The organism is Acinetobacter geminorum (assembly GCF_013009345.1).
Classification (GTDB): Bacteria; Pseudomonadota; Gammaproteobacteria; order Pseudomonadales; family Moraxellaceae; genus Acinetobacter; species Acinetobacter geminorum.
The window spans coordinates 166,548-193,208 of record NZ_JABELE010000003.1; the positions used below are offsets into that span (position 1 = coordinate 166,548).

Annotated in this window: 19 protein-coding genes; 10 read left to right on the top strand and 9 right to left on the bottom strand. The window is 39.5% G+C overall.

Features of this window, described 5'->3' with window-relative positions:
- Positions 1-62: 62 nt before the first annotated feature.
- The gene (locus HJG58_RS04140) at positions 63-1,355 is read left to right on the top strand and encodes a 3-deoxy-D-manno-octulosonic acid transferase (protein WP_170248018.1); all 1,293 of its coding nucleotides are present in this window, start codon (positions 63-65) and stop codon (positions 1,353-1,355) included.
- Positions 1,352-2,059, top strand: coding sequence for a 16S rRNA (uracil(1498)-N(3))-methyltransferase (locus HJG58_RS04145; protein ID WP_170248019.1), 708 nt, complete (start codon positions 1,352-1,354; stop codon positions 2,057-2,059). Before HJG58_RS04140 ends, HJG58_RS04145 begins: the two co-directional genes overlap by 4 nt.
- Here the strand turns inward: HJG58_RS04145 and HJG58_RS04150 are convergent.
- Complete coding sequence (locus HJG58_RS04150) at positions 2,039-3,019, bottom strand: mechanosensitive ion channel family protein (RefSeq protein WP_170248020.1); 981 nt, start codon at positions 3,017-3,019, stop codon at positions 2,039-2,041. The genes HJG58_RS04145 and HJG58_RS04150 overlap by 21 nt on opposite strands.
- Positions 3,020-3,131: 112 nt before the next feature.
- Entirely contained in the window at positions 3,132-3,707 is a 576-nt protein-coding gene (locus HJG58_RS04155; protein ID WP_170248021.1) for a DUF805 domain-containing protein, read from the bottom strand.
- A gap of 295 nt (positions 3,708-4,002) precedes the next feature.
- On the opposite strand from HJG58_RS04155, the gene acs reads away from it, so the two are divergent.
- Positions 4,003-5,952 (top strand): acetate--CoA ligase, encoded by a 1,950-nt coding sequence (gene acs / locus HJG58_RS04160; RefSeq protein WP_170248022.1) that lies wholly within the window; start codon positions 4,003-4,005, stop codon positions 5,950-5,952.
- Between the two features lie 41 nt (positions 5,953-5,993).
- Here the strand turns inward: acs and HJG58_RS04165 are convergent, their stop codons facing one another.
- Positions 5,994-6,536, bottom strand: coding sequence for a cysteine hydrolase family protein (locus HJG58_RS04165; RefSeq protein WP_170248023.1), 543 nt, complete (start codon positions 6,534-6,536; stop codon positions 5,994-5,996).
- A gap of 105 nt (positions 6,537-6,641) precedes the next feature.
- On the opposite strand from HJG58_RS04165, the gene HJG58_RS04170 reads away from it, so the two are divergent.
- Complete coding sequence (locus tag HJG58_RS04170) at positions 6,642-7,055, top strand: Lrp/AsnC family transcriptional regulator (protein WP_170248024.1); 414 nt, start codon at positions 6,642-6,644, stop codon at positions 7,053-7,055.
- A gap of 95 nt (positions 7,056-7,150) precedes the next feature.
- Here the strand turns inward: HJG58_RS04170 and sfnG are convergent, their stop codons facing one another.
- Together sfnG and msuE are read right to left on the bottom strand one after the other, a co-directional pair.
- Positions 7,151-8,263 (bottom strand): dimethylsulfone monooxygenase SfnG, encoded by a 1,113-nt coding sequence (sfnG, locus tag HJG58_RS04175; RefSeq protein WP_170248025.1) that lies wholly within the window; start codon positions 8,261-8,263, stop codon positions 7,151-7,153.
- 44 nt (positions 8,264-8,307) lie between these two features.
- A complete protein-coding gene (gene msuE, locus HJG58_RS04180; protein ID WP_016142782.1) occupies positions 8,308-9,045 on the bottom strand; it encodes an FMN reductase in 738 nt (245 codons plus the stop codon).
- Between the two features lie 376 nt (positions 9,046-9,421).
- Between msuE and HJG58_RS04185 the strand changes: the two genes are divergently transcribed.
- Positions 9,422-10,072: a response regulator gene (locus HJG58_RS04185; protein WP_170248026.1), complete on the top strand. Its 651-nt coding sequence runs from the start codon at positions 9,422-9,424 to the stop codon at positions 10,070-10,072.
- 42 nt (positions 10,073-10,114) lie between these two features.
- Here the strand turns inward: HJG58_RS04185 and HJG58_RS04190 are convergent, their stop codons facing one another.
- Both HJG58_RS04190 and HJG58_RS04195 read right to left on the bottom strand, forming a co-directional pair.
- Entirely contained in the window at positions 10,115-10,882 is a 768-nt protein-coding gene (locus tag HJG58_RS04190; protein WP_216076502.1) for a hypothetical protein, read from the bottom strand.
- Between the two features lie 389 nt (positions 10,883-11,271).
- Entirely contained in the window at positions 11,272-14,769 is a 3,498-nt protein-coding gene (locus tag HJG58_RS04195) for a hybrid sensor histidine kinase/response regulator (protein WP_170248028.1), read from the bottom strand.
- Between the two features lie 181 nt (positions 14,770-14,950).
- On the opposite strand from HJG58_RS04195, the gene HJG58_RS04200 reads away from it, so the two are divergent.
- The 4 genes from HJG58_RS04200 (at position 14,951) to HJG58_RS04215 (ending at position 19,999) form a co-directional block, all read left to right on the top strand.
- A complete protein-coding gene (locus HJG58_RS04200; RefSeq protein WP_170248029.1) occupies positions 14,951-15,283 on the top strand; it encodes a DUF485 domain-containing protein in 333 nt (110 codons plus the stop codon).
- A gap of 1 nt (position 15,284) precedes the next feature.
- Positions 15,285-17,000: a cation acetate symporter gene (locus HJG58_RS04205; RefSeq protein WP_086264737.1), complete on the top strand. Its 1,716-nt coding sequence runs from the start codon at positions 15,285-15,287 to the stop codon at positions 16,998-17,000.
- Positions 17,001-17,171: 171 nt separating this feature from the next.
- On the top strand, positions 17,172-17,864 hold the full coding sequence (locus HJG58_RS04210) for an ion channel (protein ID WP_171545211.1): 693 nt from the start codon (positions 17,172-17,174) through the stop codon (positions 17,862-17,864).
- A gap of 167 nt (positions 17,865-18,031) precedes the next feature.
- A complete protein-coding gene (locus HJG58_RS04215; protein WP_170248030.1) occupies positions 18,032-19,999 on the top strand; it encodes a BCCT family transporter in 1,968 nt (655 codons plus the stop codon).
- Between the two features lie 61 nt (positions 20,000-20,060).
- Here HJG58_RS04215 and omp33-36 read toward each other — a convergent pair whose 3' ends face one another.
- Positions 20,061-20,963: a porin Omp33-36 gene (gene omp33-36, locus HJG58_RS04220; RefSeq protein WP_170248031.1), complete on the bottom strand. Its 903-nt coding sequence runs from the start codon at positions 20,961-20,963 to the stop codon at positions 20,061-20,063.
- Between the two features lie 1,005 nt (positions 20,964-21,968).
- Between omp33-36 and HJG58_RS04225 the strand changes: the two genes are divergently transcribed.
- Positions 21,969-23,678: a GGDEF domain-containing protein gene (locus HJG58_RS04225; protein ID WP_170248032.1), complete on the top strand. Its 1,710-nt coding sequence runs from the start codon at positions 21,969-21,971 to the stop codon at positions 23,676-23,678.
- 35 nt (positions 23,679-23,713) lie between these two features.
- Here the strand turns inward: HJG58_RS04225 and uvrA are convergent, their stop codons facing one another.
- The gene (uvrA, locus tag HJG58_RS04230; protein ID WP_170248033.1) at positions 23,714-26,545 is read right to left on the bottom strand and encodes an excinuclease ABC subunit UvrA; all 2,832 of its coding nucleotides are present in this window, start codon (positions 26,543-26,545) and stop codon (positions 23,714-23,716) included.
- Positions 26,546-26,661 lie beyond the last annotated feature (116 nt).

Genomic DNA, 26,661 nt, shown 5'->3' on the forward strand with positions numbered 1-26,661 from the left:
ATTTTTTCTATCTATGTTATATTTTCCCCAGTTTTAAATTTTGACTATTTGAGGCAAACCGCTTGGCGACCCCTTTTTGGTATAACACCGCACTCCATTTATTAAAACCTTTTTACCAATGGCGGATAAAAAAACGTGCAGAAAGCCAGGAATTATATAATCAGGAATGTCTGGAAAGATTTGGGCCGTTTGAATCTCCGAAAAATTTGAGAGCAATTTGGTTTCATGCTGTTTCGGTCGGAGAAACTAATGCAGCGCAGCCCTTAATTGAACATTATCTTAAACTTGGTCAAGCCGTATTAGTTACCAATACAACGAAGACTGGGCAGGCGCGTGCTAAATCGTTATTTTTAAAATCACCTTATTTAGATTTATTTCAAGCAGTTTATTTGCCGGTTGATCAAAAGCACCTCTTAAAGCAATTCTTTGAGTTGTACCAGCCAAAGCTTTTAGCATTGGTTGAAACTGAGCTTTGGCCAAATCTAATTGATCAAGCCAAGCTACAGCATGTACCTTGTTTATTATTAAATGCGCGGTTATCAGAAAAATCAGCGAAAGGTTATCGCCGCGTTTCAGGTCTAACAGCGGGAATGCTGAAACAAATTGACTGGGTGCTGGCACAAGATAATGCGACTCGACAACGTTATATCGAACTTGGCTTAGATCAACAAAAAAGTCAGGTGGTTGGAAATATTAAATTTGATATTCACGCACCAGAAGTATTTATAAATCAAGCTGAAAAGTTACACCAGCTATGGTATTTGGGGCAACGTAAAATCTTAACAATTGCCAGTACACATGCACCTGAAGAACAACAAATTTTGCAAGCGCTCGGACCATATCTAAAGTCAGATCCAAATTTAGTTTGTATTGTTGTACCTCGGCATCCTGAACGTTTCGATGAAGTATTTGAAATTTGCCAAGACCTAGATTTAATTACTCATCGTAGAAGTTTGAATCAAAGTATTCATACGAGTACACAAGTTTATCTGGCTGATAGTATGGGTGAGCTTTGGCTATGGTATGCCTTAAGTCAGGTCTGTTTTGTTGGTGGATCACTTAACGAACCAGGCGGGGGACATAATATTTTAGAACCTATGGTTCTGAATGTACCGACCGTAATTGGACCGCGTTATTTTAATTTCCAAACGATTGTTGATGAATTTATTGATGAAAATGGTGTACTGATTGCCCAAGACGCCGAGCAGGTTGTAGCAATCTGGATGGCTTGTTTAGCCGAGCCGGAAGAAGCGAAGCAGGTGGTTGAGCAGGCGCATAAAGTTTTGCAGCGAAACCAAGGTTCATTGCAGAAACATATTGGAGTAATTAACCGGTATTTGGCCGAAAAACCATGAATATCGTTTTACTAGAATCTGAAGATGTTCAGTCAGAGTTATGGTCAATCCGTTCAAAGCGCCAATTACAGCATTTGCGTGAACACCTTGATATTACGGTTGGCCAAAATCTAAAAGTTGGTATTCGTAATGGTGCACGTTATACCACTGAAATCGTTTCGATGAATGAGCAAGAAGTTTGTATAAGGCCTATTCGTGATGAAGCAGTACCTGCAAAGCTTCCAGTACATTTAATCGTAGCGTTACCAAGGCCCAAAGTTTTACGCCGTTTAATTATGGACAGTGTGACTTTAGGTGTTGAAAGAATTAGTTTGATTCATAGCTATCGCGTAGATAAAAGCTATTGGCAAACTCCATTTTTGCAACAACTTGATAACTATGTGACTTTGGGTCTCGAGCAAGCAGGTGACACCATTGTCCCCGAAATTCAATTATATAAACGCTTTAAACCTTTTGTTGAGGATATCCTACCAAGCTTAATCTCAGAGGAAAGCCCTGCTTATGTGGCTCATCCTTATGCCGGGCAGAGCATGCCAGTTAATATTCCACATGCTTGTAGTGTAGTCGTTGGACCCGAAGGTGGCTTTATTCCGTATGAAGTTGATTTGCTCACAAAAAACGGCTGCCAAGCTGTGAGCTTAGGCAACCGTATTTTAAGAACTGAAACGTCTATTTCTTATATTTTAGGTCGTCTCTTTACTTGATACTTCAGGGTTTAACGGTGGCTGATTTGCAGCCATTTTTAATTCCTGAATAGGGTAAGGAATATTAATGCCATTTGCATTGAACGCTTGTTTGACTTGAGCTTGTATGGTGCTCGTAGATGACGAAATGTCAGTTTCAGTGGTATCCACCCACCAACGGACAGTCAGGTTAACCGAGAAATCTGCTAAAGCTGTAACGTTAACCGAGAAGGCTGGCTGACTCAGTACATTTCGGTCATTATTAAGAATATCTAAAATAATCTGTTTGGCTTTTTGTTCGTCGTCATCATAACCAATTCCGACTACAAACTCACAACGTCGTTGTTGATAAGCCGTATTTACGGTTAATGCACTTGTATAAACAGTTGCATTTGGAATAACGATACGGCGACCATCTGGTGAGCGTAAGAATGTTGCACGAATCTGAATATCTTCAACAGTTCCTTCAAGTGAATTGACCACGATTGAATCGCCAATACGGAATGGTTCGCTCAATAAAATCAAAATACCTGAAAGCAAGTTTTGGAAAATATCTTTAAATGCGAAACCAATTGCAACCGAACCGATTCCAAGTGCACTCATGAGTTGTCCTGGTGTAAAACCTGGGATCATGATGACGAGTGCAATTAAGAATCCAAAAAATAAAATGGTCGTACTTCCTACACGGTTTAGAACCAACACTAGGTTTTGGCGCGTATAAGAGCGATTTTCTAAGGTTTTACGAACAAAGAACTTAAATAATTTGGTGAGTAGCCAAAAAATAATAAAAACGATAATCGCAATACAAATATAAGGCACACGTTCCCAGAAGCTATCCACGATTTTATCAATAGTGGTATAGGCATCATGATACTTTTCGGTATGAGCTAAAACCGTTTGAGTGGTTTTAGTACCTGCTTCTTGCAAAAGTTCGCCTGTATTTTTTGCAACATCCGTTAAGGATTTTTGTTCATCAGCCACGACAAGTCTCTATTTAAAAAATGATGAAAGCGATGATCGGCTTTCATTATAGTAGGAGATAAAATGTGCGCCTACTATAATGAGTTCATCTAAATAATAAAGTGTTTTTTAATTAAAAGTATTCCGTTCCTTTTTGTAAGATTTGTGTCGGCGTTTCTATAGTATCGGTACCAGAGAAATAGTAAAAAAAGCCTGCGGTAGAAATAAGGCTAATTAAAATAGCGAATAAGATAAACCAAGCCATTAACTTTTCGATGAACGTTGATGGTCGAGAAGGACCATATTGATTTGGACCTGCTGTACCTGAGGCAAGCAGTAAATAAATCATAAAAAAGAATTGAACAATAGGAATGAATAACAGCAACCCCATCCAGCCACTTTTATTTAGATCGTGCAAACGTCGTACTACGAGAACAACATTTAAATAAATCAGGAACAGCCAAAAAGCCCATACCACCAAAGCACTGAGGCCAGAAAGAGAGCTATAAAACTCAAAATTAAATAAATTACTTGAAAGTTGAAAACTTCCAAGAAGTGAGGACAAAATAAAATAGCCCACAATTGTGACTAAATAAATCAGTCCATACCCACCTAAATAACTCATACGGTTAAAACGGCCATGAATTGAAAAAGGGCTGTCTTTTAAAGGGAGTTGTGGTGGACGTGAGGAAGTCGTTTGGGCAAACATATTATTTTATTCCTAGGTTGCATATGAGAGACAAAATAATCTTTGTTGATGATCAAAACCATCAAATATTGAAAAAATTATAAAAGTAAAAGCTATAGACAAATGTTTTAAATCAACTTAATTTTATAAAAATGTTCATAATTTCGTATGCTTGAGTAAGTGGTTAATATATGACCAAAGTCGCATTGTCTAGGCTTTGAAATAGTCATCATACTGAAAAGGCATACAAATAAGATCCAGTAAAAATAATAGCCACAGTCTCGAGATGGGATGCACAAGATCAAGGAAGTTGCGTATGAATGAGATCTATCCAGTACCAGAGGAATTTAAAAAGACAGCTCGTACTGTTGAAGCAGACTACTTTAAACGTTATCAACACTCTATCGAGAACCCAGATGAATTCTGGGCAGAGCAAGCTAAAATTGTCGATTGGATAAAGCCATTTACCCAAGTTAAAAATACCAGTTTTGACAAAGACAATTTCAAAATTGAATGGTTTGCTGATGGTGAGTTGAATGTATCAGCAAATTGCTTAGACAGGCATCTTAAAGAACATCCACATAAACCTGCAATTATTTGGGAGGGTGACCATCCTTCTCGTCATAAAATTGTCTCTTATAAAGAGTTACACGATGAAGTCTGCCGTTTTGCTAACGTTTTAAAGAAATATGGCATTGGTAAGGGTGACCGCGTTGTGCTGTATATGCCGATGGTGACTGAGGCTGCAATTGCCATGTTGGCCTGTGCACGTATTGGTGCTGTTCACTGTGTAGTGTTTGGTGGGTTCTCGCCAGATTCTTTGGCAAGTCGTATTGAAGACAGCCAAGCGAAACTGGTGATTACCGCAGACTCAAGTCTACGTGCCGGAAAACTATTACCACTCAAAGAAAACGTTGATTTGGCTTTAGCATTGCCAGGTACTGAGTGTGTTGAGAATGTGATTGTGGTTTACCGTAATGCAAACCCAATTGAAATGAAGCCGGGCCGTGATTTGTGGTATCACCTCATTATTATGGAAGTTGATGCAGACTGTCCTCCAGAACCAATGAAGGCAGAAGATCCATTATTTATTCTCTATACCTCAGGCTCAACAGGTAAACCGAAAGGTGTGTTGCATACTACAGGTGGTTATTTAGTCTATGTTACAAGTACCTTTAAAGAGGTCTTTGATTTAAAACAAGATGATGTGTATTGGTGTACAGCCGATATTGGCTGGATTACAGGGCATAGTTATCTAATTTATGGGCCGCTGGCAAATGGTACGACGACCTTAATGTTTGAAGGGGTACCTCAATATCCAACATGGGCTCGTCTTGGTCATGTGGTCGATAAGCATAAAGTTTCTATTTTATATACAGCGCCAACTGCAATTCGCGCCATGATGCGAGAAGGCGATTCGTATGTACGCGAAAGTAACCGTAGCAGTTTGCGTTTACTTGGTTCGGTTGGTGAACCAATTAACCCTGAGGCTTGGAACTGGTACTACAATGTCGTGGGTGAAGGCCGCTGTCCAATTGTTGATACATGGTGGCAAACCGAAACAGGTGGTATTTTGATTGCTCCATTGCCGGGGGCAACAGCCTTAAAACCGGGTTCAGCAACACGTCCGTTATTTGGCGTCCAACCTGCCATTGTAGATGGTGAAGGTAATGAGCTAGAAGGTGCAGTTGAAGGTAATCTTGTGATAAAAGATTCATGGCCGGGCCAGATGCGTACTATTTGGGGTGATCCAGACCGCTTTATTGAGGCGTATTTCTCGACCTTTAAAAATACTTATTTTACGGGTGATGGTGCTCGCCGTGATGAAGATGGGTATTACTGGATCACAGGCCGTGTTGATGATGTCTTAAACGTTTCAGGCCACCGTTTAGGTACTGCTGAAATTGAAAGTGCTCTTGTTTCGCATGAATCAGTAGCAGAAGCAGCAGTGGTGGGCATGCCGCATGACATTAAAGGGCAGGGTATTTGTACTTTTGTGACATTGCAAGCGGGTGTTCCAGAGTCGGAAGAACTGCGTAAAGAATTAATTAATTGGGTACGTAAAGTGCTTGGACCTGTGGCTTCACCAGATGCATTACACTGGGCACCAGCGTTACCTAAAACGCGTTCTGGTAAAATCATGCGCCGTATTTTAAGAAAAATTGCAGCGAATGAGCTAGATAGTTTAGGTGATACCTCAACCTTGGCTGAGCCTGCAGTGGTAGATCAGTTAATTACAACGGTTTATCCTGATAAGCAGAACTAATTTTAAGAAAGCCCCATCAGGGGCTTTCTTATTGTTTTCTATTAAGAGCTTGCTAAAAAGTCAGCAGTATTTTCTACATTTGCAAATGTACTCAGCGCAGTTAAAAAAGCAGTTTGTACGTCTTCAGCTTTTACAGTTTTTCCAGCATGGCTTAAATCGCGAGTTGCGGTTGCATCTGCAATTAAGATAGGTTGATAGCCAAGTTCTTTGGCTGCACGTGTACCTGAATCAATACACATATGCGTCATCATGCCTGTAATAATAAGTTGCTCAATTTGATGTGCTTTTAAAAGTTCATCTAAATTGGTTTCTAAAAAACTATTTGGATAATGCTTTGTCACGATTAATGAATTACTGCCAGCACTAAGTTCAGGATGAAGTAAAACCCCATCTGTATTTTCTTGAAAGAAACTCGCTTGTGGTGGATTAATATGTTGTACATAAATAATGGGTAAGTTTTCCGCGTTAAAATATTGTTCAAGCTGCTTTATTTTTTCTAGCGCTTGCTCTGGTCCGACTAATTCCATTTTGCCATTTTTAAAATAATCATTTTGTACATCGATAACTAGTAGTGCTTGTTTCATGAGGTCACTCTTGTTGATATGAGATAAAACAAGATTATTCTCTGCTTGAAAAATCGGCTATAGTCAGATGAAAGCATTACCGCCAGTTTTCTTTCGCTATGAAAAATGAATATTGAATTAGACCCGATTGATCTAAAAATTATTGCATTGCTTAAACAAGATTCCCGTCTGACAAATAAAGAAATTGGGCAACGCGTGCACCGGACAGGGCAGGCGGTGGGTGCACGAATTGCTCAATTAATGGATGCTGGTGTTATCAAAAACTACACCATTGCCGTTCAATATTCGCATAAACAATTTATTCATTTGCATTTAAATGAACAACGCGCATTTGAAGAAATTGAAAATTTAGTGAAGCAATACGAACAAATCGATGAATGTTTTAAAGTCATGGGTAATGCTTGCTATATGATTGTCAGCCATTTTGAACCCGCAGCATTAAATAAATTTATCGAAAAACTTTCAAAATGGTGCCGTTACTCAGTTGAAACTGTGATTCGAGAAGTCGAGAAATCCTAAAAAATAAAAGCTCCAAGCCGAGTCTTGGAGCCAATAAATTCTTTATTTTTAATTTATTGTTTTTATTATCTTGCGCTGTTTTAACTGTGGGGTGTTTAGGCTGATTTAGCTTGAATTTCTACCTCCTTTTCCTGTTGAAGTTCTAACTGGCGAACGAGTGGTAGAACCTTTTCTCCAAAATATTCCACCTCTTCAATAAAATGTAAGAATCCGGACAGAATCAAATCAACACCTACATTTTTGAGTGCCACAATACGCTCTGCAATTTGCTGCGGCGTACCAATTAAATTGGTTTTAAAGCCATCATTGTATTGCACTAGATCTTCAAAAGTTGATTTTGCCCAGTTACCTTGTTGCTCTGGTGAGGCTGCTCCAGCTTCACGAGTTGCATCGCCAAATGCATTTACGGCTTCAGTGTTGGCTTTATCAATAATTTCTTGAAGTACTGCTTTTGCTTCTTCTTCAGTATCTCTAGCAATAATGAAAGCATTTACCCCAATTTTGACATAGTGATTATTTACTTTTGCTTTAGTACGAATGTCTTCTACTTGTTTTTGAATTTCTTCGACCGTATTGCCGTTGGTAAAGTACCAGTCAGAAACACGAGACGCCATGTCACGTGCAGCACGTGAACTACCACCTTGGAAAACTTCTATATAAGGCTTTTGCAGAGGTTTTGGTTTAAGTGTGTAGTTTTGGAACTGATAGTATTTACCATCGAAACTAAAGTTATCGGTGGTCCAGATTCCTTTTAGAGTGCGAATAAATTCTTCAGAGCGAACATAACGTTCATCATGCTCAGGCCACTCTTCACCAATGGCATCAAACTCGCCTCTGAACCAGCCACTAACAACATTAATAGCAATACGACCTTGTGTTAGATAATCAATCGTTGCAAGTTGTTTAGCGGCAAGCGCCGGTTTCCAAGGGCCGGGTAGAATAGCCGCAATGACCTTTAATTTTTCAGTTTTTGCTAGTAATGCATGACTGAAACTTACCGATTCATGTTGGTTTTCTGCCCCGTACCCCGCCGTAAAACGAATTTGGGTGAGCGCATATTCAAACCCATTGTTTTCGGCAGCCTGTGCAAGACGGACATTGTAGTCATAACTCCAGTCTGTACGCTGTTCGATGTTACTTACTACAAGGCCACCGCTTACGTTTGGTACCCAATAAGCAAATTTAATAGGTTGTTGTAATTGCGTCATGGTTCACTCTCCCCATTCGTTATTTTTATTTAGCGATATTGCATTTAGGCAACATGCGTTAATGATTTGCCAGACTTGTGGTGCAAGCGAGATTCTGCCGCATCAAGGTCTGGTACAGCCGCTGAAGGCAATACTTCTTCTTGCTCAATTTGCTTGTTAATACCAAGCTCTTGATTTGCTTGTTGAGATTTAGGTTTAACTACTTCAGCACGTTTACCTTTCGCTGGTGCCCATTCTAAAATCGGTAATGCGCGTGCTACTGCTAACGTAATACGGTCTGATAATTGCTCACTTTTCACCGTATATTCAGGGGTAAAGTCACGATCAGTCGCATATACGCCAATTGGTAAAGTTTGTGCTTGGAAGAAACTGAACAGTGGACGAAGTTGATGCTCAAGTACGAGTGCATGACGATCACTACCGCCCGATGCTGCTAAAAGTACTGGTACATCGACCAACGCAGTTTGTTCAACAAAATCGAAGAAATGTTTGAAAAGACCTGTAAAAGAAGCACGGTAAACGGGTGTACCTACAATTAAAGCATCTGCTGCTTCAACTGCTGCAAGGTCATCTTGCACGCGCTGTGGAAGTTGGTTGCGATAAAATGCGCCGCCTAATAGAGGCCCGATTTCGCTTAATTTAATAAAGTGAACTTTAATATCGATTGCTTCTGATAATTCATCAAGAATGGCTTGAACCAGACTTTCCGTTTTAGATGGGGTATTTAATCCACCAGAAACAGCAACGATATTTAAAGGTTTTGGTGATGTGATACCAGTCATAATTTGGTTCCTAAGCCTAAAACAAGAGATTGGACTTATTAATCAACAATGACGGTGAACTGTAAAATAACGAAATTGATCAACCTTATCAGTTTTAAATATAAAAGATAAATAGTGGATTTTTATACTTTGCTTTTTTATTAAGTTGCTGTTTTTATTTTATATAATTATAGGTGATATATTTTTTATAATAAAAAAGAAGCTTATATAAAAAACAGATTAATTTTGATTAAAAGTTAAAAAACATCTGAAAATATGGGCTAAGTTCTGCATTTATCAACATTTTACATAAAAATGGATAAGATGAACGTATCTTTCATCTAAATAGTATGGTTACAATAGGCCATACTTATGCTCAAGATTACTTTAATCGCTTATGAATATTTTAATCGTTGATGATCATCCTTTGTTTCGTCATGCTTTAATTCAAGCAGTACGTTATAGCCTGCCACAGGCACAAATTCATGAAACAGCCTCGGTTGATGAGTTTTATGAGCGTTTGGAAAATGGGGCAGAACCTGATCTAGTATTACTCGATTTAAATTTACCGGGTGCTTCAGGCTTTTCGGCTCTGGTTTATGTAAGAGCACAGTATCCATCTATTCCGATTATTGTGGTTTCTGCACATGAAGAAACTTCAATTATTCAGCGTGCAATTGCACATGGTGCAATGGGTTATATTCCTAAGTCGGCTCATCCAAGCCATATTGGTGAAGCGATTCGTCAAGTCTTAGAAGGCGATATCTGGTTACCACCTAACTTGCCATCTAATCTTAACCTTGACCCAAGAGCAGCAGATGAAACTGCTTTAGTCGAACGTATTCAATCGTTAACACCTCAGCAATTCCGTGTTTTGATGATGGTTGCGGAAGGCTTGTTAAACAAACAGATCGCATACGAGCTCGATGTTTCAGAAGCAACGATTAAAGCTCACGTAACGGCTATCTTTAGAAAATTAGGTGTGCAAAACCGTACACAAGCCGTATTGGCAATTAGTGCACTCAATATTGAAGATAAGAAAATTTAAAAGAAAAAAGACCTCGATTGAGGTCTTTTTTATGGGTACCACTTAAGCAAGGCAATCTTGCTTTGGTGTTAAGCTGTCGCAGTACAATGGATTAAGCGCGCATTGCAAATCATCAATTTGTTCCTGAGTCACATAGCGTTTCATTTTTAAATATTCAGCCACGCGGTCATCACGCAAGCTTAAGAACGCCGCATCATAAACACCTAAATCAACAAATAGAGCAGCTGTTTTTAGGCTGTTGAATCGATCAAGGAAAATATCGTTGCCATACATTAAGAAGATGTGGTCGAGTTTTGCTTTTTCATCAACATGTAGACGTTCAGCAAGTTGATCTGGGTGCGTTTTAATAAAGAGTAAATCAGACAATTCATCAAACTGCGTCATATCTAACTGATTCTCGCCGAGTTTGACATGACCAAGCCAAGCTTTGAAAACGAGTACAGCACCGCCACGAAGTAGCATACTCCAGATTTGATGGCGTGTGTCATGGTCAAGATTTTCACTTTCAGCACTAAGAACTTTTAAGAAATTTTCTTCTTGTTGTGCCAATTTATCAAATAAACCTAGACCTTGAGGATGATAAGCTGCAGGTGCAAATACATCAAAATTTAGATTATGAAATACATTAAGTGCGAGGGGGACAGCACACTGATAAATTGTATTTAACGCTTTGATATGTGCTTCATTGAGTTTGCTGTGGGGAAAAATACTTTGCCAATCTAGTTCAGGAAGTAAAGCATTGGCACTGTATTGACGATAAAACTGTTGAGACGAAAGTTGGCCTTGCGGGCTGTTATCAGAAATATTCATGGCAATTGTCCTTTGCATTAATTCATGAGCATGGGTGCTTAATATGGAAATGGCTTATAAAAATAGGTGCACATTTGATAAATAGGTTTTGAATATTTATGTGTCATCAAGAATGCAAGTAGAATACGACTAAAGTCTTATATGGTTGTTTTTTGTTAATTATATTTTTAAAAAACAGTAATTTATGAAATTGTAACTAAGTATACAAGTGTTCACTTACAAAAAAGGTGAGCTTTGCCATAGAAAAAGAGTCATTGGAAATTTTGGTCAATGATTTAGTGGGTAAAAGTAGACTTTTTGAGCAGTTCTGCCTATTGGCTTAAATTAGACCAATAATTTTTGCCAAAAATCTCTCCCAAACTTATCAAAAGGTTTGGGAGAGAAAATATTTAATCTACCTCACTGGCAATTTTAAGCCCCGATAACCATGCTCTTAGAGATGCCGGTTTAAGCGGTTTTTTGAGTAAAACAATATTCAGTTCTTTCAATTGTTGAGGTAACTCAGGATGAGAGTCCGCCGTAATTAAAGCAACTGGAACATCATGCTGTCGATTTTGCATAATAAAATCGACACCGAGTTGGTTGTTATTTAAATGCTGATCGATAAGCCAGACCTGAATATTCTCTTTTTGAATAATCTCAAGTGCTTGTTCAGGTTCCGTGGCTTTAAAAACCTCATATCCCCATCGACCTAATAAGCTACTCATGCCCTCAAGAATAGTTTCATCATTGTCTAAACATAAAATCCGATAGGCTTTTGTTTTTAAAGGTACTGCTTGTACGGTTGGGGTTACCACTTTTGGAGCCTCTACCACCGGAACCTCAATCATAAAGCAGGAGCCTTTATCAAGCTTTGAGTACACATGGACTGGATAATTCAACAAACCTGTCATGCGTTGCACAATCGCGAGACCTAAACCAAGACCTTGCTCACCCCAAGGTGATAAATGCCCACAGCGTTCGAATTCTTGAAATAGTTTAATACGTTGTTCTTCGGCAATTCCGGGACCTGTATCCCAGACCCCAATTCGAATATGACCAGGTTTTTGAGCCGAACGTAATACTCCCACAATCACTCGGCCTTTGGCTGTATAACGCAGTGCATTACTGACAAAGTTTTGAATAATGCGTCGAATCCACTGTGGATCTGTGTCAATCCAGAACGATACATCGTGAACTTTGAGTGAAATATTTCGCTGAGCAGCAATCGATTTAAATTGTAGTTCAAGATCGCTTAATAAATCGTGTAGAGGATAAGGCTGTCTTTTTGGCTGTATGGTACCGCCTTCCAAACGCGCAATATCGAGTAGGGCGGAGAGCATACTTTCTGCACCATATAGAGCGCGGTCAAGTTGTTGTAGAGTTTGACGGTCTTCTTCCGTGGCAATGCTTTGCTCAAGAACCGTACTAAACAGACGAGCAGCATGCATGGGTTGCAATAAGTCATGACTGGCTGCTGCAATAAATCGGCTTTTAGACATATTGGCCATATCGGCTTGCTCGCGCGCAAGCTGTTGTTCGGTTAAAGCATCGGCAAGTTGTTGGGTTCGATCTTTTACTCGGGCTTCGAGTATTGCCTCATTCGCGCGGAAAGCCGTGATGTCGGCAAAAGTAGTCACAAAGCCCCCACCTGAAATAGGATTACCGCGCATTTGAATAACGCGTCCATCTTTACGGATTCGTTCAAACTCATGTGCACTTCCGACTTTCATCCAGTGCAAACGTTTGCGGACGTGCTCTTCGACTGAACCAGGACCGCATTCGCCACGTTCAGCGTTATAACGAATCAGATCAGCAATTGGACAACCCACATAGACTAAATCTTTAGGGTAGCCAAACAGTTTTAAATATTGGTTATTCCAAGCCACTAAACACATATTTTTATCGACCACACTCACACCTTGGGTCATGTGGTCAATCATGGTCATCAGCAAGTTTTGATTGAAACGTTGCCATTGCGAGGCTTGGTCTAAAATATTGGCGACTTGGCCTAAAGCGAGGCCGTTGTTAATCATTGCCGTAGTCAGCAACGTACGTGCAGAAGCGGCCCCGATAATGCCAGCTAGATATTGTTCGGTGAATCGCCACCACATGCCATTGGCGATACTATTCGGGTTGAGTGTGAGATGATTTTGCTCGCAAAAGTTTTCGAATGCTTGAGTTGTGGGTTGCTCACCTGTAATTCTTTTAGCAAGCGCAAATAAATCGCCTACTTTTAAACGTGCAGCATCGTGCGGTAAATAAGTTAAATCGGTAGAGGTATGTGGTGATGGCAAAGGCTTAGTTTCATAGTAGAAAAAGCTTTCTGCCTGAATTTGTTCTGCCACACTTGGGCGGTAAAGTTTAGAAATCCAAATATATAAAAGAATATTTAAACCAAGCGACCAAATAACGCCGTGGGTTAAAGGTGCAAATGACTCAAAACCAAAAAGTGACTCTGGCCGTAATGCATTAATTCCCAAAGGGCCAAAAAGCAAAATACTTTGGGCAGTTTCCTGATAGCCTTCCGGCAAACTACGTAAGATGGTTGGAAATAGTAATGTGTAACTCCACATTAAAAATCCAACGATGAGACCAGCATAGACACCTTGACGGCTTCCGCCTCGCCAATACAATCCTCCAATCAGTGCAGGAGCGAATTGAGCAACCGCACTAAACGCTAGTAAACCAAATACTGAAAGCTGGTTAATATCATTAAAGAAATGGAAGAATAAAAAGCCAAGTAGCATCACTGCGACAATACTAATTCGGCGGCTAAATTTAAGAACTTTAGGTAAGTGTTTATCGTGTCGTGAAAGCAACTTAAAACGCCACAGTGCGGGCATAATCAAGTCATTACTGAGCATGATAGATAAGGCAACAGATGAAACCAGTAACATGCCTGTTGATGCAGAGAACCCGCCTAAAAAGGCCAGTAGGGCTAACCACTCTTGATTATAACTTAGTGGTAATGAGAGCACCGCAACATCGGGCACGGTTAGGAATTTTGGCGCAGCATGCAAGGCCCAGCTTGCAATTGGGATAATAGCTAAAATCGTTAAAATCAGATAAGCCGCAAACCATTTACGTGCACCACGAATGTGCTTTTCATCGCGTAATTCGACAACAGCGACATGAAATTGGCGGGGTAAACAAATAATTGCTAGTCCGGCCAATAATGTCTGAATCCAGAAAGTTTCAGGCACCCCAAACAATTGTACCTCTTGAAAGGTTTGGTTTACGTCGGCTGAGACTTGTACCAAGTTTGCAGGTGCTTCAAAAATAAAAAATAAAGCGACGCAGATCAGTGCGAATAGTTTGACAAAAGATTCAAATGCCACCGCTAACATGAGGCCACCATGCTGCTCGGTGTTTGCAATCTGCCTTGTACCAAAAATCATGGCTAAGATTGCAAGTACACTGGTCAAAAGCAAAACACTATTGGTGGTCGTATGAATATGAGCATTTTGCTCCAATATGACTGAGGTACTTAAGGCAATTGCACGTAACTGTAGGGCGAGGTAGGGAATAATCGCAATAACTGCCAAGATCGTAACCAGCGAAGCCAATACACCGCTTTTGCCATAACGTGCGGCAACAAAGTCGGCAATTGAGGAAATCGCGTGGTGTTGACGTACTCGGCCTAAACGTCGCCAGATGTCATAACCAAACCAGACAAATAAGAGCGGACCTAAATAAATAGGTAGGAAAATAACGCCTTCTCGGACGGCAGCTCCGGTTGCGCCATAAAATGTCCAAGATGAACAGTAAACACCTAAGGTCAAACTAAACAGGAACATGCGGCCACGAGTACTCAGACGACTAGCATGCTTTTCGCCAAAAAAAGCACAAATAAATAAGAGTGCTATATAAAGAGCGAGTACCCCAATAATCAGCCAGCTGTTCATATGACCTACATGATTAAAACCTTGCGCCTATCATACCGCAAGCAGAAACAAAGCTATAAATTGATTAAATTTTAACGACCAAAGTCTAAGTTACGAATTACACGTTATTTTGCTAATTTGAATAATGAGAAACTACTATTAAAAAAGTGACCAAGGTTGGGCACAGGCAAGGAGTTTGGTTATGGATCAAAGCCAAGTAGAACAGATTCTACACAATCCAAAGTTTCAAAAGATGGTCAAGAAAAAAAGTGCATTAAGCTGGACGCTCACAATCATTATGTTAGTGCTTTATGTGGGCTTTATGCTACTTGTTGGCTACAACAAAGAATTTTTGATGAGTTCATTTAGTGGTGGTGTAACGACATGGGGTATTCCACTAGGCTTAGGAATTATTGTTTTATCTTTCCTACTGTGTGGCGTGTATTCCTATATCGCAAACAATACCCTTGACCAGTTGAGTGAAGAAGCGTTGAAGGAAGTTGAAGCCATCACGCATGAGAAAGGATTACACTAATATGAAATGGAATTCATTAAAAGCGAAAGCCTTATTGGCAGCAGCATCGCTATATTCAACTGTTGCTATGGCTGGTCCAGATTTGGGTGAAGCCGAACAGCAAGCCACCAACTGGCATGCCATTATTATGTTCTTGATCTTTGTTGGTTTCACTTTGTTTATTACTAAGTGGGCTGCAAAGCAAACTCAATCAGCACAAGATTTCTATACTGCAGGGGGCGGAATCAGCGGTTTCCAGAACGGATTGGCAATTGCCGGTGACTATATGTCAGCAGCATCTTTCCTTGGTATTTCCGCGATGGTGTTTAGTTCGGGTTTTGATGGCTTACTTTATTCTCTTGGGTTTATGGTAGGTTGGCCAATCGTTTTATTCTTGATTGCGGAGCGTTTACGTAACCTTGGTAAATACAACCTTTCAGATGTAGTGTCATTCCGTCTTGAAGAAAAACCGGTCCGTACCTTAGCTGCCTTGAGCTCGCTTGTTGTTGTCGCATTTTACTTGATCGCTCAAATGGTAGGAGCTGGCCAGCTCATCAAATTACTATTTGGTTTGAACTACAACATCGCTGTTGTCATCGTTGGTCTATTAATGATGGCATACGTAATTTTTGGTGGCATGTTGGCAACCACGTGGGTACAGATCATTAAAGCAGTGATGTTACTCAGTGGTGCGACTTTCATGGCATTCATGGTGATGAAAGCGGTTGGTTTCAGCTTCAGCAACATGTTTACTCAATCAATTGAAGTATTCAGTAAAGTTCACAGTATAAGCTTTGAAGAAGCTGCAAAAATTATGGGTCCGGGTAAACTTGCCGCAAACCCGATTGATGCATTGTCTCTTGGTTTAGCACTCATGTTTGGTACAGCGGGTCTTCCACATATTCTTATGCGTTTCTTCACAGTAAAAGATGCAAAAGAAGCGCGTAAATCGGTTGTAGTTGCAACAGGTTTCATTGGTTACTTCTATCTTTTAACTTTCATTATTGGTTTCGGTGCGATCCTTTTTGTATCAAACAACCCACAATTCCTTGATGTTGCGAAAATGGCTATGACAGGCAAGCTTGAGCTTGTTGGTGGTAACAACATGGCAGCTGTGCATTTAAGTGACGCTTTAGGCGGTGACTTATTCATGGGCTTCATTTCAGCAGTGGCATTCGCAACGATTCTTGCTGTTGTGGCTGGTTTAACACTCTCAGGTGCATCTGCAATCTCACACGACTTATACGCTAACGTATTTAAGAAAGGTCAAACGACTCCAGCTTCAGAACTTCGCATGTCAAAAATTGCAACACTCGGTTTAGCAATCTTTGCCATGATTTTGGGTATTTTGTTTGAAAAGCAAAACGTAGCATTCATGGTGGGCTTAGCGTTCTCTGTGGCATGTTGTGCAAACTTCCCGATTCTTGTTCTTTCAATGTTCTGGAAAGGTTTAACCACCCGTGGTGCAGTTATTGGTGGTGTAGTTGGTCTTGTAACAGCGGTAGTACTTATTGTTCTATCTAAAGCGGTTTGGGTAGATACTTTAAAAATCTCTGATACACCAATTAACCCATTCAATGGTCCTGCATTATTTGCGATGCCATTATCATTCCTGTGCTGTTGGTTCTTCTCGGTGACTGATAACTCTGCACGAGCTAAAAAAGAGCGAGCTGCATTCGATGCCCAATACGTTCGCTCAATGACAGGTATCGGGGCTTCAGGTGCTTCAGATCACTAAAATCAAAATGGATTAAATATCTATTTCATTAAAAGCCCTGCGGGGCTTTTTTTGTTTATCTCATACCTAAAGTCAAAGAAGCTCTTTAATAAAGAACAACTTGTTTGTGCTATTTTCTGTACAGTATGATTTCCTATAATCCAAAATATAATGAAAAAGGAAAATAATTAAATGCGTTCTATCATCGAGTTCTGGGCGAGCTTTCGATTGCTACCTTCTGCATGGTTGCTGCTTGTGCAATTCATCCTACTCATTTTGGCCATGCTGACTTTTCATGATGTATTTTACCGGACCATAACGTGGGCTTTGGGGGTGCTTGCCTTACTGATTATTGCTAAAGTGATTCGCCAAACCCCAATGTTTACTTTTTGGGGATTAACGTTTGTTAGTGGAGCGATAATATCTTCAGTCTTTATTTTATTAGGTTATAGCAATTTAACGATCCAGATTTTTGCTCATAGCTGTGAAGCATTAGCTTATTTTTCGGCAGCTTATGGCTTATTTCGTTATATGTTCGCTGATCGATATTTAACAAGAGATGAATTGTTTGCCGCCGCCGCGGTTTTTACCTTGCTTGCATGGGGCTTTGCATTCCTCTACAACATTTGTCAGCTATTGATTCCGACTAGCTTCCAAAATCCAAACAATGTTCATCATTTGCAGACTTGGTTAGATCTACTGTTCCTGAGCTTTAGCTTACAATCAGCAACAGGCTTATCTGATTTAATGCCGCTTAGTCCACCAGCACGCGTTTTAGCCATGCTACAAATGTTTTGTGGTGTGATGTATCTCGCTTTGATCGTCACGCGTTTAATTGCTTTACAGTATATTGCCCATCCCACAAAAGAGGAGTCTGACAAATAAAGAAGAGGGTGTTTCAATTTGTTTACACCTTTGTAACTGCAATATTATTTAAGTTTATTTAAAGTATTATCGGCTTTCTCTATTGAAAGATTTAACTTTGTTCATTCCATGAATGTCTTTATTGGCTTTATGCCTATCACTTTTCATTAAAATAACATGGAGGAGTTATGCCTTCCAAACAACCGGGTTGGTTCGCAAACGTTAATCCTAACGTATTTTTTGGTACGGTCATTATTATTGCTTTGTTTTTGGCAGTTGTTGTGATCGCCCCGAGTTCTTTTGAACTTCTAACGCAGCAATTAAAACAATGGATTACAGATTCATTTAGCTGGTTTTATGTTTTATCTGTTGCTTTCTTTCTCATTTTATTGATTTATATCGCCTGTTCTTCAATAGGCCGAATTAAATTAGGGCCTGACCATAGTCAGCCTGAATATAATAATGGGTCTTGGTTTGCCATGCTGTTTACAGCAGGGATGGGGATCGGTCTCATGTTCTTTGGAGTTGCCGAACCTGTCATGCATTATGTTAATCCACCGAGTGGAGATGCGCAGACTATTGAGGCAGCACAGCAAGCATTAAGGGTGACCTTCTTCCACTGGGGGGTGCATGCGTGGGCTATTTACGCAGTGGTCGGATTGGCATTGGCTTATTTTGCTTATCGACATAATTTACCGTTAAAGACTCGTTCAGCCCTCTATCCACTGATTGGTAAAAAGATTTATGGGCCTTGGGGCGACAGCATCGATATATTCGCGACCATTGGTACGGTATTTGGTGTAGCGACTTCTCTCGGCTTTGGCGTTACCCAGATTAACTCTGGTTTACATTATTTGTTCGGTGTCGAGCAAAGCACCCATATTCAAGTATTACTCATTATTTTTGTGAGCATTTTAGCTTCCTTGTCTGTGTTCTTAGGTCTAGATAAAGGGGTGAAACGCTTATCAGAGCTAAACTTAGTCTTAGCCTTAATATTATTAGTCTTTGTTTTTATTGCTGGTCCTAGTATTTATTTACTCCAGACTACTATTCAAAACACTGGGCAATATATCTCTAACCTTTTTACCATGACATTCAATTTATACGCTTATCAGCCGAATGGATGGATTGGTGGTTGGACAATTTTATATTGGGCTTGGTGGATTTCTTGGTCGCCATTTGTGGGTATGTTTATCGCAAGGGTTTCACGTGGTCGTACCATTCGAGAGTTTATTGTAGGGGTTCTCCTCATCCCGACAGGCTTTACCATTATCTGGATGGGCTTTTTAGGAAACGCTGCATTATTTAGCATTATCCATGAACATCAAACGACATTACTTCAAGCCGTACAACAAGATTCCTCTGTCGCATTATTTGAATTCTTAGGGCACTTGCCATGGTCTGGTGTCATGAATGTTATTGCCACAACGCTAATTATTCTTTTCTTTGTGACTTCAGCTGACTCGGGAGCACTGGTAACAGACTACTTAACAGCAAAAACTGAAAACTCGCCTACTTGGCAGCGTTTGTTTTGGACAGTACTGATGGCTTTGCTCGCCATTATCTTGTTGCTAGTTGGTGGTTTGGCTGCGCTTCAATCTTCAATCATTATGAGTGCATTGCCATTTACTGTGGTTATGCTTTTAATGAGTTGGGGATTAATCAAAGCATTGCATCTTGATGTCACCAAAATGACAGCTATTCAAGAAGCACGTATTACACCACGTGCTATTCATAATCCACGAAGCTGGCAACAACGTCTCGGATTGATCATGCACTATCCTCATAGTGAAGAAGAGGTAAGGGAATATATCGAAAAACAAGTGGCTCGTGCATTTGAAAATATCAAACATGAATTTAGACGCCGTCATCTAGAAGTCTCAATTACTCAACTTGATGATGGGATGCAACTTCGAGTCGATCATCACAATGAAATTAATTTTATTTATAAAGTTGTTTCACGTGAAACAGTGCCACCAAGTTTTTTAATTGGGCGCACTGAAGCCGAAGATGGGCAATATTTCCAAGCCGAAGTGTTTTTAAGAGAGGGTGGGCAGAACTATGATGTAATGGATTGGACGCAAGAAGATTTAATTCAGGACATTATCGATCAGTATGAACGCCATTTATATTTCTTAAATATTGTACGAAGTTAATATTTAGCTGTAAAAAAAGGACTCAAATGAGTCCTTTTTTTAATTCGATTTCTAATTTAAATTAGAAGCGAACTTTAGCATTTAAACCGATAGTTTGTGTATCGTAGCTAGACTTTTTAACGTCAGCTTTCATGTAAGATGCACCAACTGCTACAGCTGGAGTAATGAAGTAGTTTACGTTACCACCCCAAGCTTGACGGAATTCACCAAGGTCGTTGCCTTTGATGTCAGCTGAACCATCGTTACCAACGAAAGATGCACCAACGCTTAACTTAGGAGTTAAGTAAAGGTCAGTTTTCAAACCGTATTGGTTTTCTTGACCGAAAGCACCAGCAGCTTCAAAACCAATTGCCATGTTAGTTCCATCGATTGGACCTACATATTTAGCACGTGCTGTAACAGCATCTTGGTCGTCTTGAATCGCAGCAGTTTGGTTCGCAGCAGTGTAGATGCCGTTGCTGATGATACCGAAGTTATCTAAAGCGAATTGGTTAGCAACGCTTGTATAACCAACGGTCATCAAGAAGTTAGGTAGCAACATAGCACCAACTTCTAATGCATAACGGTCGCCGTTGTCATCATGAGAGAAGTTGTTTTTACCATCAACATCAGTGTGGTTATAAGTTGCGCTAGCGTATACAGGAAGGTAAGGAGTAGGAACGTAAGCCTCACCTTTAACACCGTATGTACCAACGTGGTAGTTTAAACCGTTGTTTTGGTCATACTGTTGGTAGCTATAACCTAAAGATACGCTAGAAGCTTGGTTCAAGAAAGCTGCTTCAGCTAAAGGACCCTTAGCGGTATCAACATTTTTTAAATAGAATGTACCAGCAACGTCACCAGTGAAGTTTTTATCGTTTGCAGTTGTGTCAACATATTCAGATTGACCTTGAACTTCAAATTGATAAGCATGAGCACCGGTCATGGCTAATAATACAGCAGTGGCTAAACCAAGTTTTTTCATAATCATTTCCAGCATTAACAAGAGATAAAGCTGGAGTCATTGTATTGTAACAATTTATGAAGTCAATAATGTCAAAAAGCTAATGTTAAGCATATTTGGGACTTATGTTAAAAAAGGTGAAAAACTAATCAAATGAAAAGTGACTTGTCAACCTGATAAAAAAATGAACATTTACAATAAGCTAATAATTATATCTCATCAGTAATTAAGTATTAAATGTTAAAAAGATATTACAATAATAATTGAAAAAATCGATTATATTAATCGGTTTTAACATTAACAAAAATATAGCTGTGTCTATAATGTGAATAAAAAATAGCCATTTTATTAGCAAATTCTTTCTATTTTGAGGAATAGTTAACAATATTTAGATTAGTTTAACTAAAAAATTTAACTATTCTTAATTATTATATAAGTGAATAAAGTAAAAGAAATCTCTATTTTAAGTCAAAAAAACGATTAAAAATTCAATTCTGATTAATTTAATCAACTTTACAAAAGTAGAGATAAATCACATAATTTAATTGCAAAGTTCACTACCTAACGTTTTTTAGGATTTAAAGTGCTTGCCCAGATACGATGTGTATAGCACATCAGACTTTACGAGCTCAGCTTTCCCCAAGGTTGAGCTTTTTTTTATCTGTAAGAAAATCTTAAAATTATAATAAAAGTTATGTGAAATTTATTAAAAAATCGTAGATCAAAAAAAATCCAGTATAGAGCTGGGCAGAAAGTGTTGGAAGAGGCATTCGAGAGTACAAGTAAATATGTTTTATTATCATGATGAAAAAACTTTGATCTTTAAAGTAAGGTTTTTATAAAATCATTCAATTTTTCGATTCATTTTATTATTTAAGCTTACTAAAATGTAGGAATCGTATAATTATTAAAAGATAAATGAAGGATCTAATGATGAAATTCTAGTTATTAAAATGCTAGGATGGATTTAAGCCTAATTTATATCGTATTAAAAATGGCAGGACATTTACGGAGTACCAGCTAGAAATGTCAGGATTACGTTCAGAGCATATTAGTAATCGACTGTTCTTTTTTATGCTGGTTATTATTTTATCCTTATTATTCATGGCAGTACCTCTTATTTTGGGAAGCTATCAGGATTATATAAAAACTAGACAAGCCCTAGTGGAAATAAAAAGTTTAAGAGCAGTAGCCGATATTGCCTATAAAGTTTCTAAGGAACGCGCTCCTGCCAATAAAATGATGTCGAGTGGTCCTAGTGATTTATTAAAGAATCAACAAGAATTAAATAAATTTCGCATAATTGTCGACAAACAAATTGATGAAAGCATTTTTATTTTAAAACAAGCAGGTTATGTTTCATTAGCAAATGAGCTGCAAACCAGTTTCAAAGAAAATCTTAGACAAGCCCGACGAGTTGTTGATTATTATGGTGAAACTCCATATGGGGCGAGAACTTCCATTCAAATGGATAATGCCATTTTAGGGATGTTTGGAGTATGGGATAACTGCAGGGAAATACTGCAAAAATTGATGTTGCAGTTAAAAAGTAAAGATAGCCGTATTTCTAATTACTTTACGCTCATTATAGTACTAACCGATATGCGCGATCAGGCGGGACGGATGGCGTCTAATATTATTGCCCCAGTAAGCTTTAAGGAAGAGATTCCAAGTAATAATCGGGCGCGTTCTCTACAAACTCAGCATCAGTCTAGATATTTATGGATTTTGGTTGATACCTTGCAGCCTGAACAGGCAAAGACCCCAGAATACCGTCGGTTATATTCCCGAGTGAAATCAGAATTTATAGACAAAGGTATTCCGATTGTAGAAAAGTTATTAGAAGAAAGCCAAAAGGGGGAGCCATATTATTTAAATGGCACTCAATTGACAGAAGCAATTGTAGGTAAATTCACTACTGTGGTTGATTTACAAAGTTATATTCTTGATAAAAGTATCATAATTGCCACTCAAGAGAGTGTAATTGCTCGAAATAATTTCTTTTTAACTTTATTAATTTCTTTAATTTCTTTAGTTACAGCCTTACTTACCTTGATATATGCGCAAAGAAGGGTTTTTTCTCCATTAATAAAAGCGAGGACTTTAATTTTAGATTTATCGCATAGTTCTGATCATTGTAAAGATGAGATGAATATTACCACCAAAGGTGAATTTTTTTCCCTGTTTGAAGCAATTGACCGATTACAACGTATGTTGCAACAACGAGATGCTTTTGAATTTCAGTTAAAGAACATTGCCAATACTGATCCACTTACCGGAGTTTCCAATCGTTTAGCTTTATCTGAATATTTAAAAATTGTTGAAAGTTACCCTCAAAAATTTACGCAAACCTGTTTAATGATTATTGATATTGATCGTTTTAAACAGGTGAACGACCAATATGGGCATATTGTAGGTGATCGCGTCATTGTCAGTATTGCCGAGCAATTAAAGCAAAATATTCGAAGTTCGGATTTAATTGTTCGTTATGGGGGAGATGAATTTTTAATATTATTAGAACAGGTGCAATTTATAGATGCTCGTCTTTTAGCAGAGAAAATTCGGATCGCGATTTCGTTAGAAGAAATTTGTTTATCTGGTTCAGATGAAAAATTGCATGTGTCTGTCAGTATTGGTTTTGCTATCGGAGCAGCGAGTTGGATCGAACTCTTGGAGAAAGCGGACCGTTCACTCTTAAGGGCTAAAGCCCGAGGCCGGAATGTAGTTGAGGGATAAAAAAAGCCGGAAATGATGTCCGGCTTTTTATTTTATTACTTCAACATCGGTTTTAAGAAGCGTCCAGTATGAGAAATTTCAACCTCAGCCACGTGTTCAGGTGTGCCTTCGGCAATGATCATCCCACCGCCTGAACCACCTTCAGGACCTAAGTCGACAACCCAGTCTGCTGTTTTAATCACATCAAGGTTATGTTCAATCACCACAATGGTATTACCCTTGTTGCGTAGCTCATGCAAAATGTCGAGTAACTTGGCAATATCGTGGAAATGCAAACCTGTTGTTGGTTCATCCAAGATATATAAAGTTTTACCCGTATCTCGTTTTGCTAACTCACGTGCAAGTTTTACACGTTGCGCTTCACCACCAGAGAGTGTAGTCGCAGCCTGACCTAAACGAATATAGCCTAAGCCCACCTGAGTTAAGGTTTCTAAACGGCGGTGGATGACCGGAATTGCGCTAAAGAACTCAGCAGCATCTTCAACAGTCATTTCTAAAACATCAGAAATGTTTTTGCCTTTATAGCCCACTTCAAGTGTTTCACGGTTATAACGTTTGCCATGACACGCATCGCAAGGCACATACATATCTGGTAAGAAGTGCATTGCGACTTTAATCATGCCATCGCCTTCACACGCTTCACAGCGTCCGCCTTTTACGTTAAACGAGAAACGGCCAGCGCTATAACCGCGGGCTTTTGCCTCTGGTGTTTGTGCAAATAACTCACGGATTGGCGTAAATAACCCAGTATAAGTTGCAGGGTTAGAACGTGGTGTGCGTCCAATTGGGCTTTGGTCAATATCAACAACTTTATCCAGATGTTGTAGACCATCAATTGAGTCAAACTTTTCAGCTGTTAAGGTCGTTGCACCATTGAGCTGTGTAGCTGCTAATGGAAGCAAAGTACGGTTAATCAGTGTTGATTTACCCGAACCTGAAACGCCAGTGACGCAGGTCATAATACCAAGTGGAATAATTAAATCGACATTTTTTAAGTTATGACCTGCTGCACCTGAAAGCTTGATGACTTCATCTGGACGTGGTGATTCAGTACGTTTTTTTGGCACTTCAATTTTGAGTTTGCCAGAAAGATACTGTCCTGTAAGAGAATCAGCATGTTTAGCCAATTCATCATATGTACCTTCAGCAATAATTACACCGCCGTGTACACCAGCACCAGGACCGATATCAATAATATGGTCAGCAGCACGGATTGCATCTTCATCGTGTTCAACGACTAATACTGTGTTACCTAAATCACGTAAGCGAATGAGTGTTTGTAATAAACGATCGTTATCACGTTGATGTAGACCAATTGAAGGTTCATCAAGGACATACATGACGCCCATTAAACCTGCACCAATTTGTGAGGCTAAACGGATCCGCTGTGCTTCACCACCAGATAAGGTTTCGGCAGAGCGAGCCAGACTTAAATAATTCAGTCCAACACTCACCAAGAAATGTAAACGCTCTCGAATCTCTTTAAAGATTTTATCTGCAATTTCACCTTTAGCACCTTCAAGGTTTAAGCCTTGATAATAGCTTTCGGCGTCACCAATCGACATACGAGTAATGTCAGCAATGGTTTTGTCTTTCACACGAACATGACGTGAAATTTCATTTAGACGTGAACCATCACATGCATCACACGCTGCATTGGAAAGATATTGAGCTAAATCATCTCGTACATAGTTACTTTCAGTTTCACGGTAACGACGTTCAAGGTGCGGCAAAATTCCTTCAAACGGTTGTACGCGAGTATGTTTACGGCCACGCTCATCGATATAGCTTAAATCGACTTTTTCTTTACCCGTACCTTGTAAGAATTTCTTCTGAGTATCTTTATCAAGCTGGTTCCAAGGCGTATCAAGTTGAAAACCAAAATGATCGGCAACTTTTTGCAGCATTGAATAATAATATGGACGCTGACGATCCCATCCACGAATAGCGCCCTCACTAATTGCAAGATCAGGATTTGGAATCAGCTTTTCAGAGCTAAAATGACTGCGTGTACCTAAACCATCACAAACAGGGCAGGCACCAAATGGGTTGTTAAATGAAAACAAACGTGGCTCAAGCTCTGCGACTGCGCGATCACATTCAGGACAAGAGTGCTTTGCAGAAAAAACGCGATCAGGATGTTCACCATTCATCCATGATAAAACAGCAATATCACCACCTAAACGCAGTGCAGTTTCAAATGATTCGGCAATACGGTTACCTAAATCTTCACGCACTTTGAAACGGTCAACCACAACCTCGATGGTATGTTTTTTCTTTTTGTCGAGTTCTGGTGGCGTATCAATATCAATGATTTCACCATCCACACGGGCACGAACAAAACCTTGACCTTGTAGCTGCTCGAACAAGTTACTGTATTCACCTTTACGTTCACGAACCACTGGGGCAAGCAACATAAGTGCTGTACCTTCCTCAAGGTTTTTTACCGCATCGACCATTTCAGAAACAGTTTGCGCGACCATCGGCAAATCATGTTCAGGGCAGTAGGGCGTGCCGACACGTGCATAAAGCAAACGCAAATAGTCATAAATTTCGGTAATCGTACCGACGGTTGAACGTGGGTTATGACTGGTAGATTTTTGCTCAATGGCAATCGCTGGTGATAAACCCTCAATCGAGTCGACTTCAGGCTTTTCCATTTGCGATAAAAACTGGCGGGCATAGGCCGAAAGTGATTCGACGTAACGGCGTTGTCCTTCGGCGTATAGGGTATCGAAGGCAAGAGAAGATTTTCCTGAACCTGATAACCCCGTAATTACCACAAATTTGTCGCGTGGAATATCGAGGGACACATTTTTTAAATTATGGGTGCGTGCGCCTCGAATACGGATATGACTTTGGCTCATAAAACATCTCAATTATGTATTGATGAAAATTTAGGTGTTGGTTGATCAGTCACGAGGGGTGGCTGGTTATAAACAACAGACCCTATATATGATAACGATTTAAAATTGTTCAAGTG

What these genes read in the sequence shown, in the direction of transcription:
- sfnG (WP_170248025.1), bottom strand. Translation starts at nt 8,263, where the DNA reads ATGACGCAATTACAACAACCTATTAAATTTGCTTATTGGGTACCAAAC.
- HJG58_RS04190 (WP_216076502.1), bottom strand. Translation starts at nt 10,882, where the DNA reads ATGAATATTTCTGATAACAGCCCGCAAGGCCAACTTTCGTCTCAACAG.
- HJG58_RS04145 (WP_170248019.1), top strand. Translation starts at nt 1,352, where the DNA reads ATGAATATCGTTTTACTAGAATCTGAAGATGTTCAGTCAGAGTTATGG.
- omp33-36 (WP_170248031.1), bottom strand. Translation starts at nt 20,963, where the DNA reads ATGAAAAAACTTGGTTTAGCCACTGCTGTATTATTAGCCATGACCGGT.
- HJG58_RS04170 (WP_170248024.1), top strand. Translation starts at nt 6,642, where the DNA reads ATGAATATTGAATTAGACCCGATTGATCTAAAAATTATTGCATTGCTT.
- HJG58_RS04185 (WP_170248026.1), top strand. Translation starts at nt 9,422, where the DNA reads ATGAATATTTTAATCGTTGATGATCATCCTTTGTTTCGTCATGCTTTA.
- acs (WP_170248022.1), top strand. Translation starts at nt 4,003, where the DNA reads ATGAATGAGATCTATCCAGTACCAGAGGAATTTAAAAAGACAGCTCGT.
- HJG58_RS04215 (WP_170248030.1), top strand. Translation starts at nt 18,032, where the DNA reads ATGCCTTCCAAACAACCGGGTTGGTTCGCAAACGTTAATCCTAACGTA.
- HJG58_RS04205 (WP_086264737.1), top strand. Translation starts at nt 15,285, where the DNA reads ATGAAATGGAATTCATTAAAAGCGAAAGCCTTATTGGCAGCAGCATCG.
- uvrA (WP_170248033.1), bottom strand. Translation starts at nt 26,545, where the DNA reads ATGAGCCAAAGTCATATCCGTATTCGAGGCGCACGCACCCATAATTTA.
- HJG58_RS04195 (WP_170248028.1), bottom strand. Translation starts at nt 14,769, where the DNA reads ATGAACAGCTGGCTGATTATTGGGGTACTCGCTCTTTATATAGCACTC.
- HJG58_RS04155 (WP_170248021.1), bottom strand. Translation starts at nt 3,707, where the DNA reads ATGTTTGCCCAAACGACTTCCTCACGTCCACCACAACTCCCTTTAAAA.
- HJG58_RS04200 (WP_170248029.1), top strand. Translation starts at nt 14,951, where the DNA reads ATGGATCAAAGCCAAGTAGAACAGATTCTACACAATCCAAAGTTTCAA.
- HJG58_RS04210 (WP_171545211.1), top strand. Translation starts at nt 17,172, where the DNA reads ATGCGTTCTATCATCGAGTTCTGGGCGAGCTTTCGATTGCTACCTTCT.
- HJG58_RS04165 (WP_170248023.1), bottom strand. Translation starts at nt 6,536, where the DNA reads ATGAAACAAGCACTACTAGTTATCGATGTACAAAATGATTATTTTAAA.
- msuE (WP_016142782.1), bottom strand. Translation starts at nt 9,045, where the DNA reads ATGACTGGTATCACATCACCAAAACCTTTAAATATCGTTGCTGTTTCT.
- HJG58_RS04225 (WP_170248032.1), top strand. Translation starts at nt 21,969, where the DNA reads ATGTCAGGATTACGTTCAGAGCATATTAGTAATCGACTGTTCTTTTTT.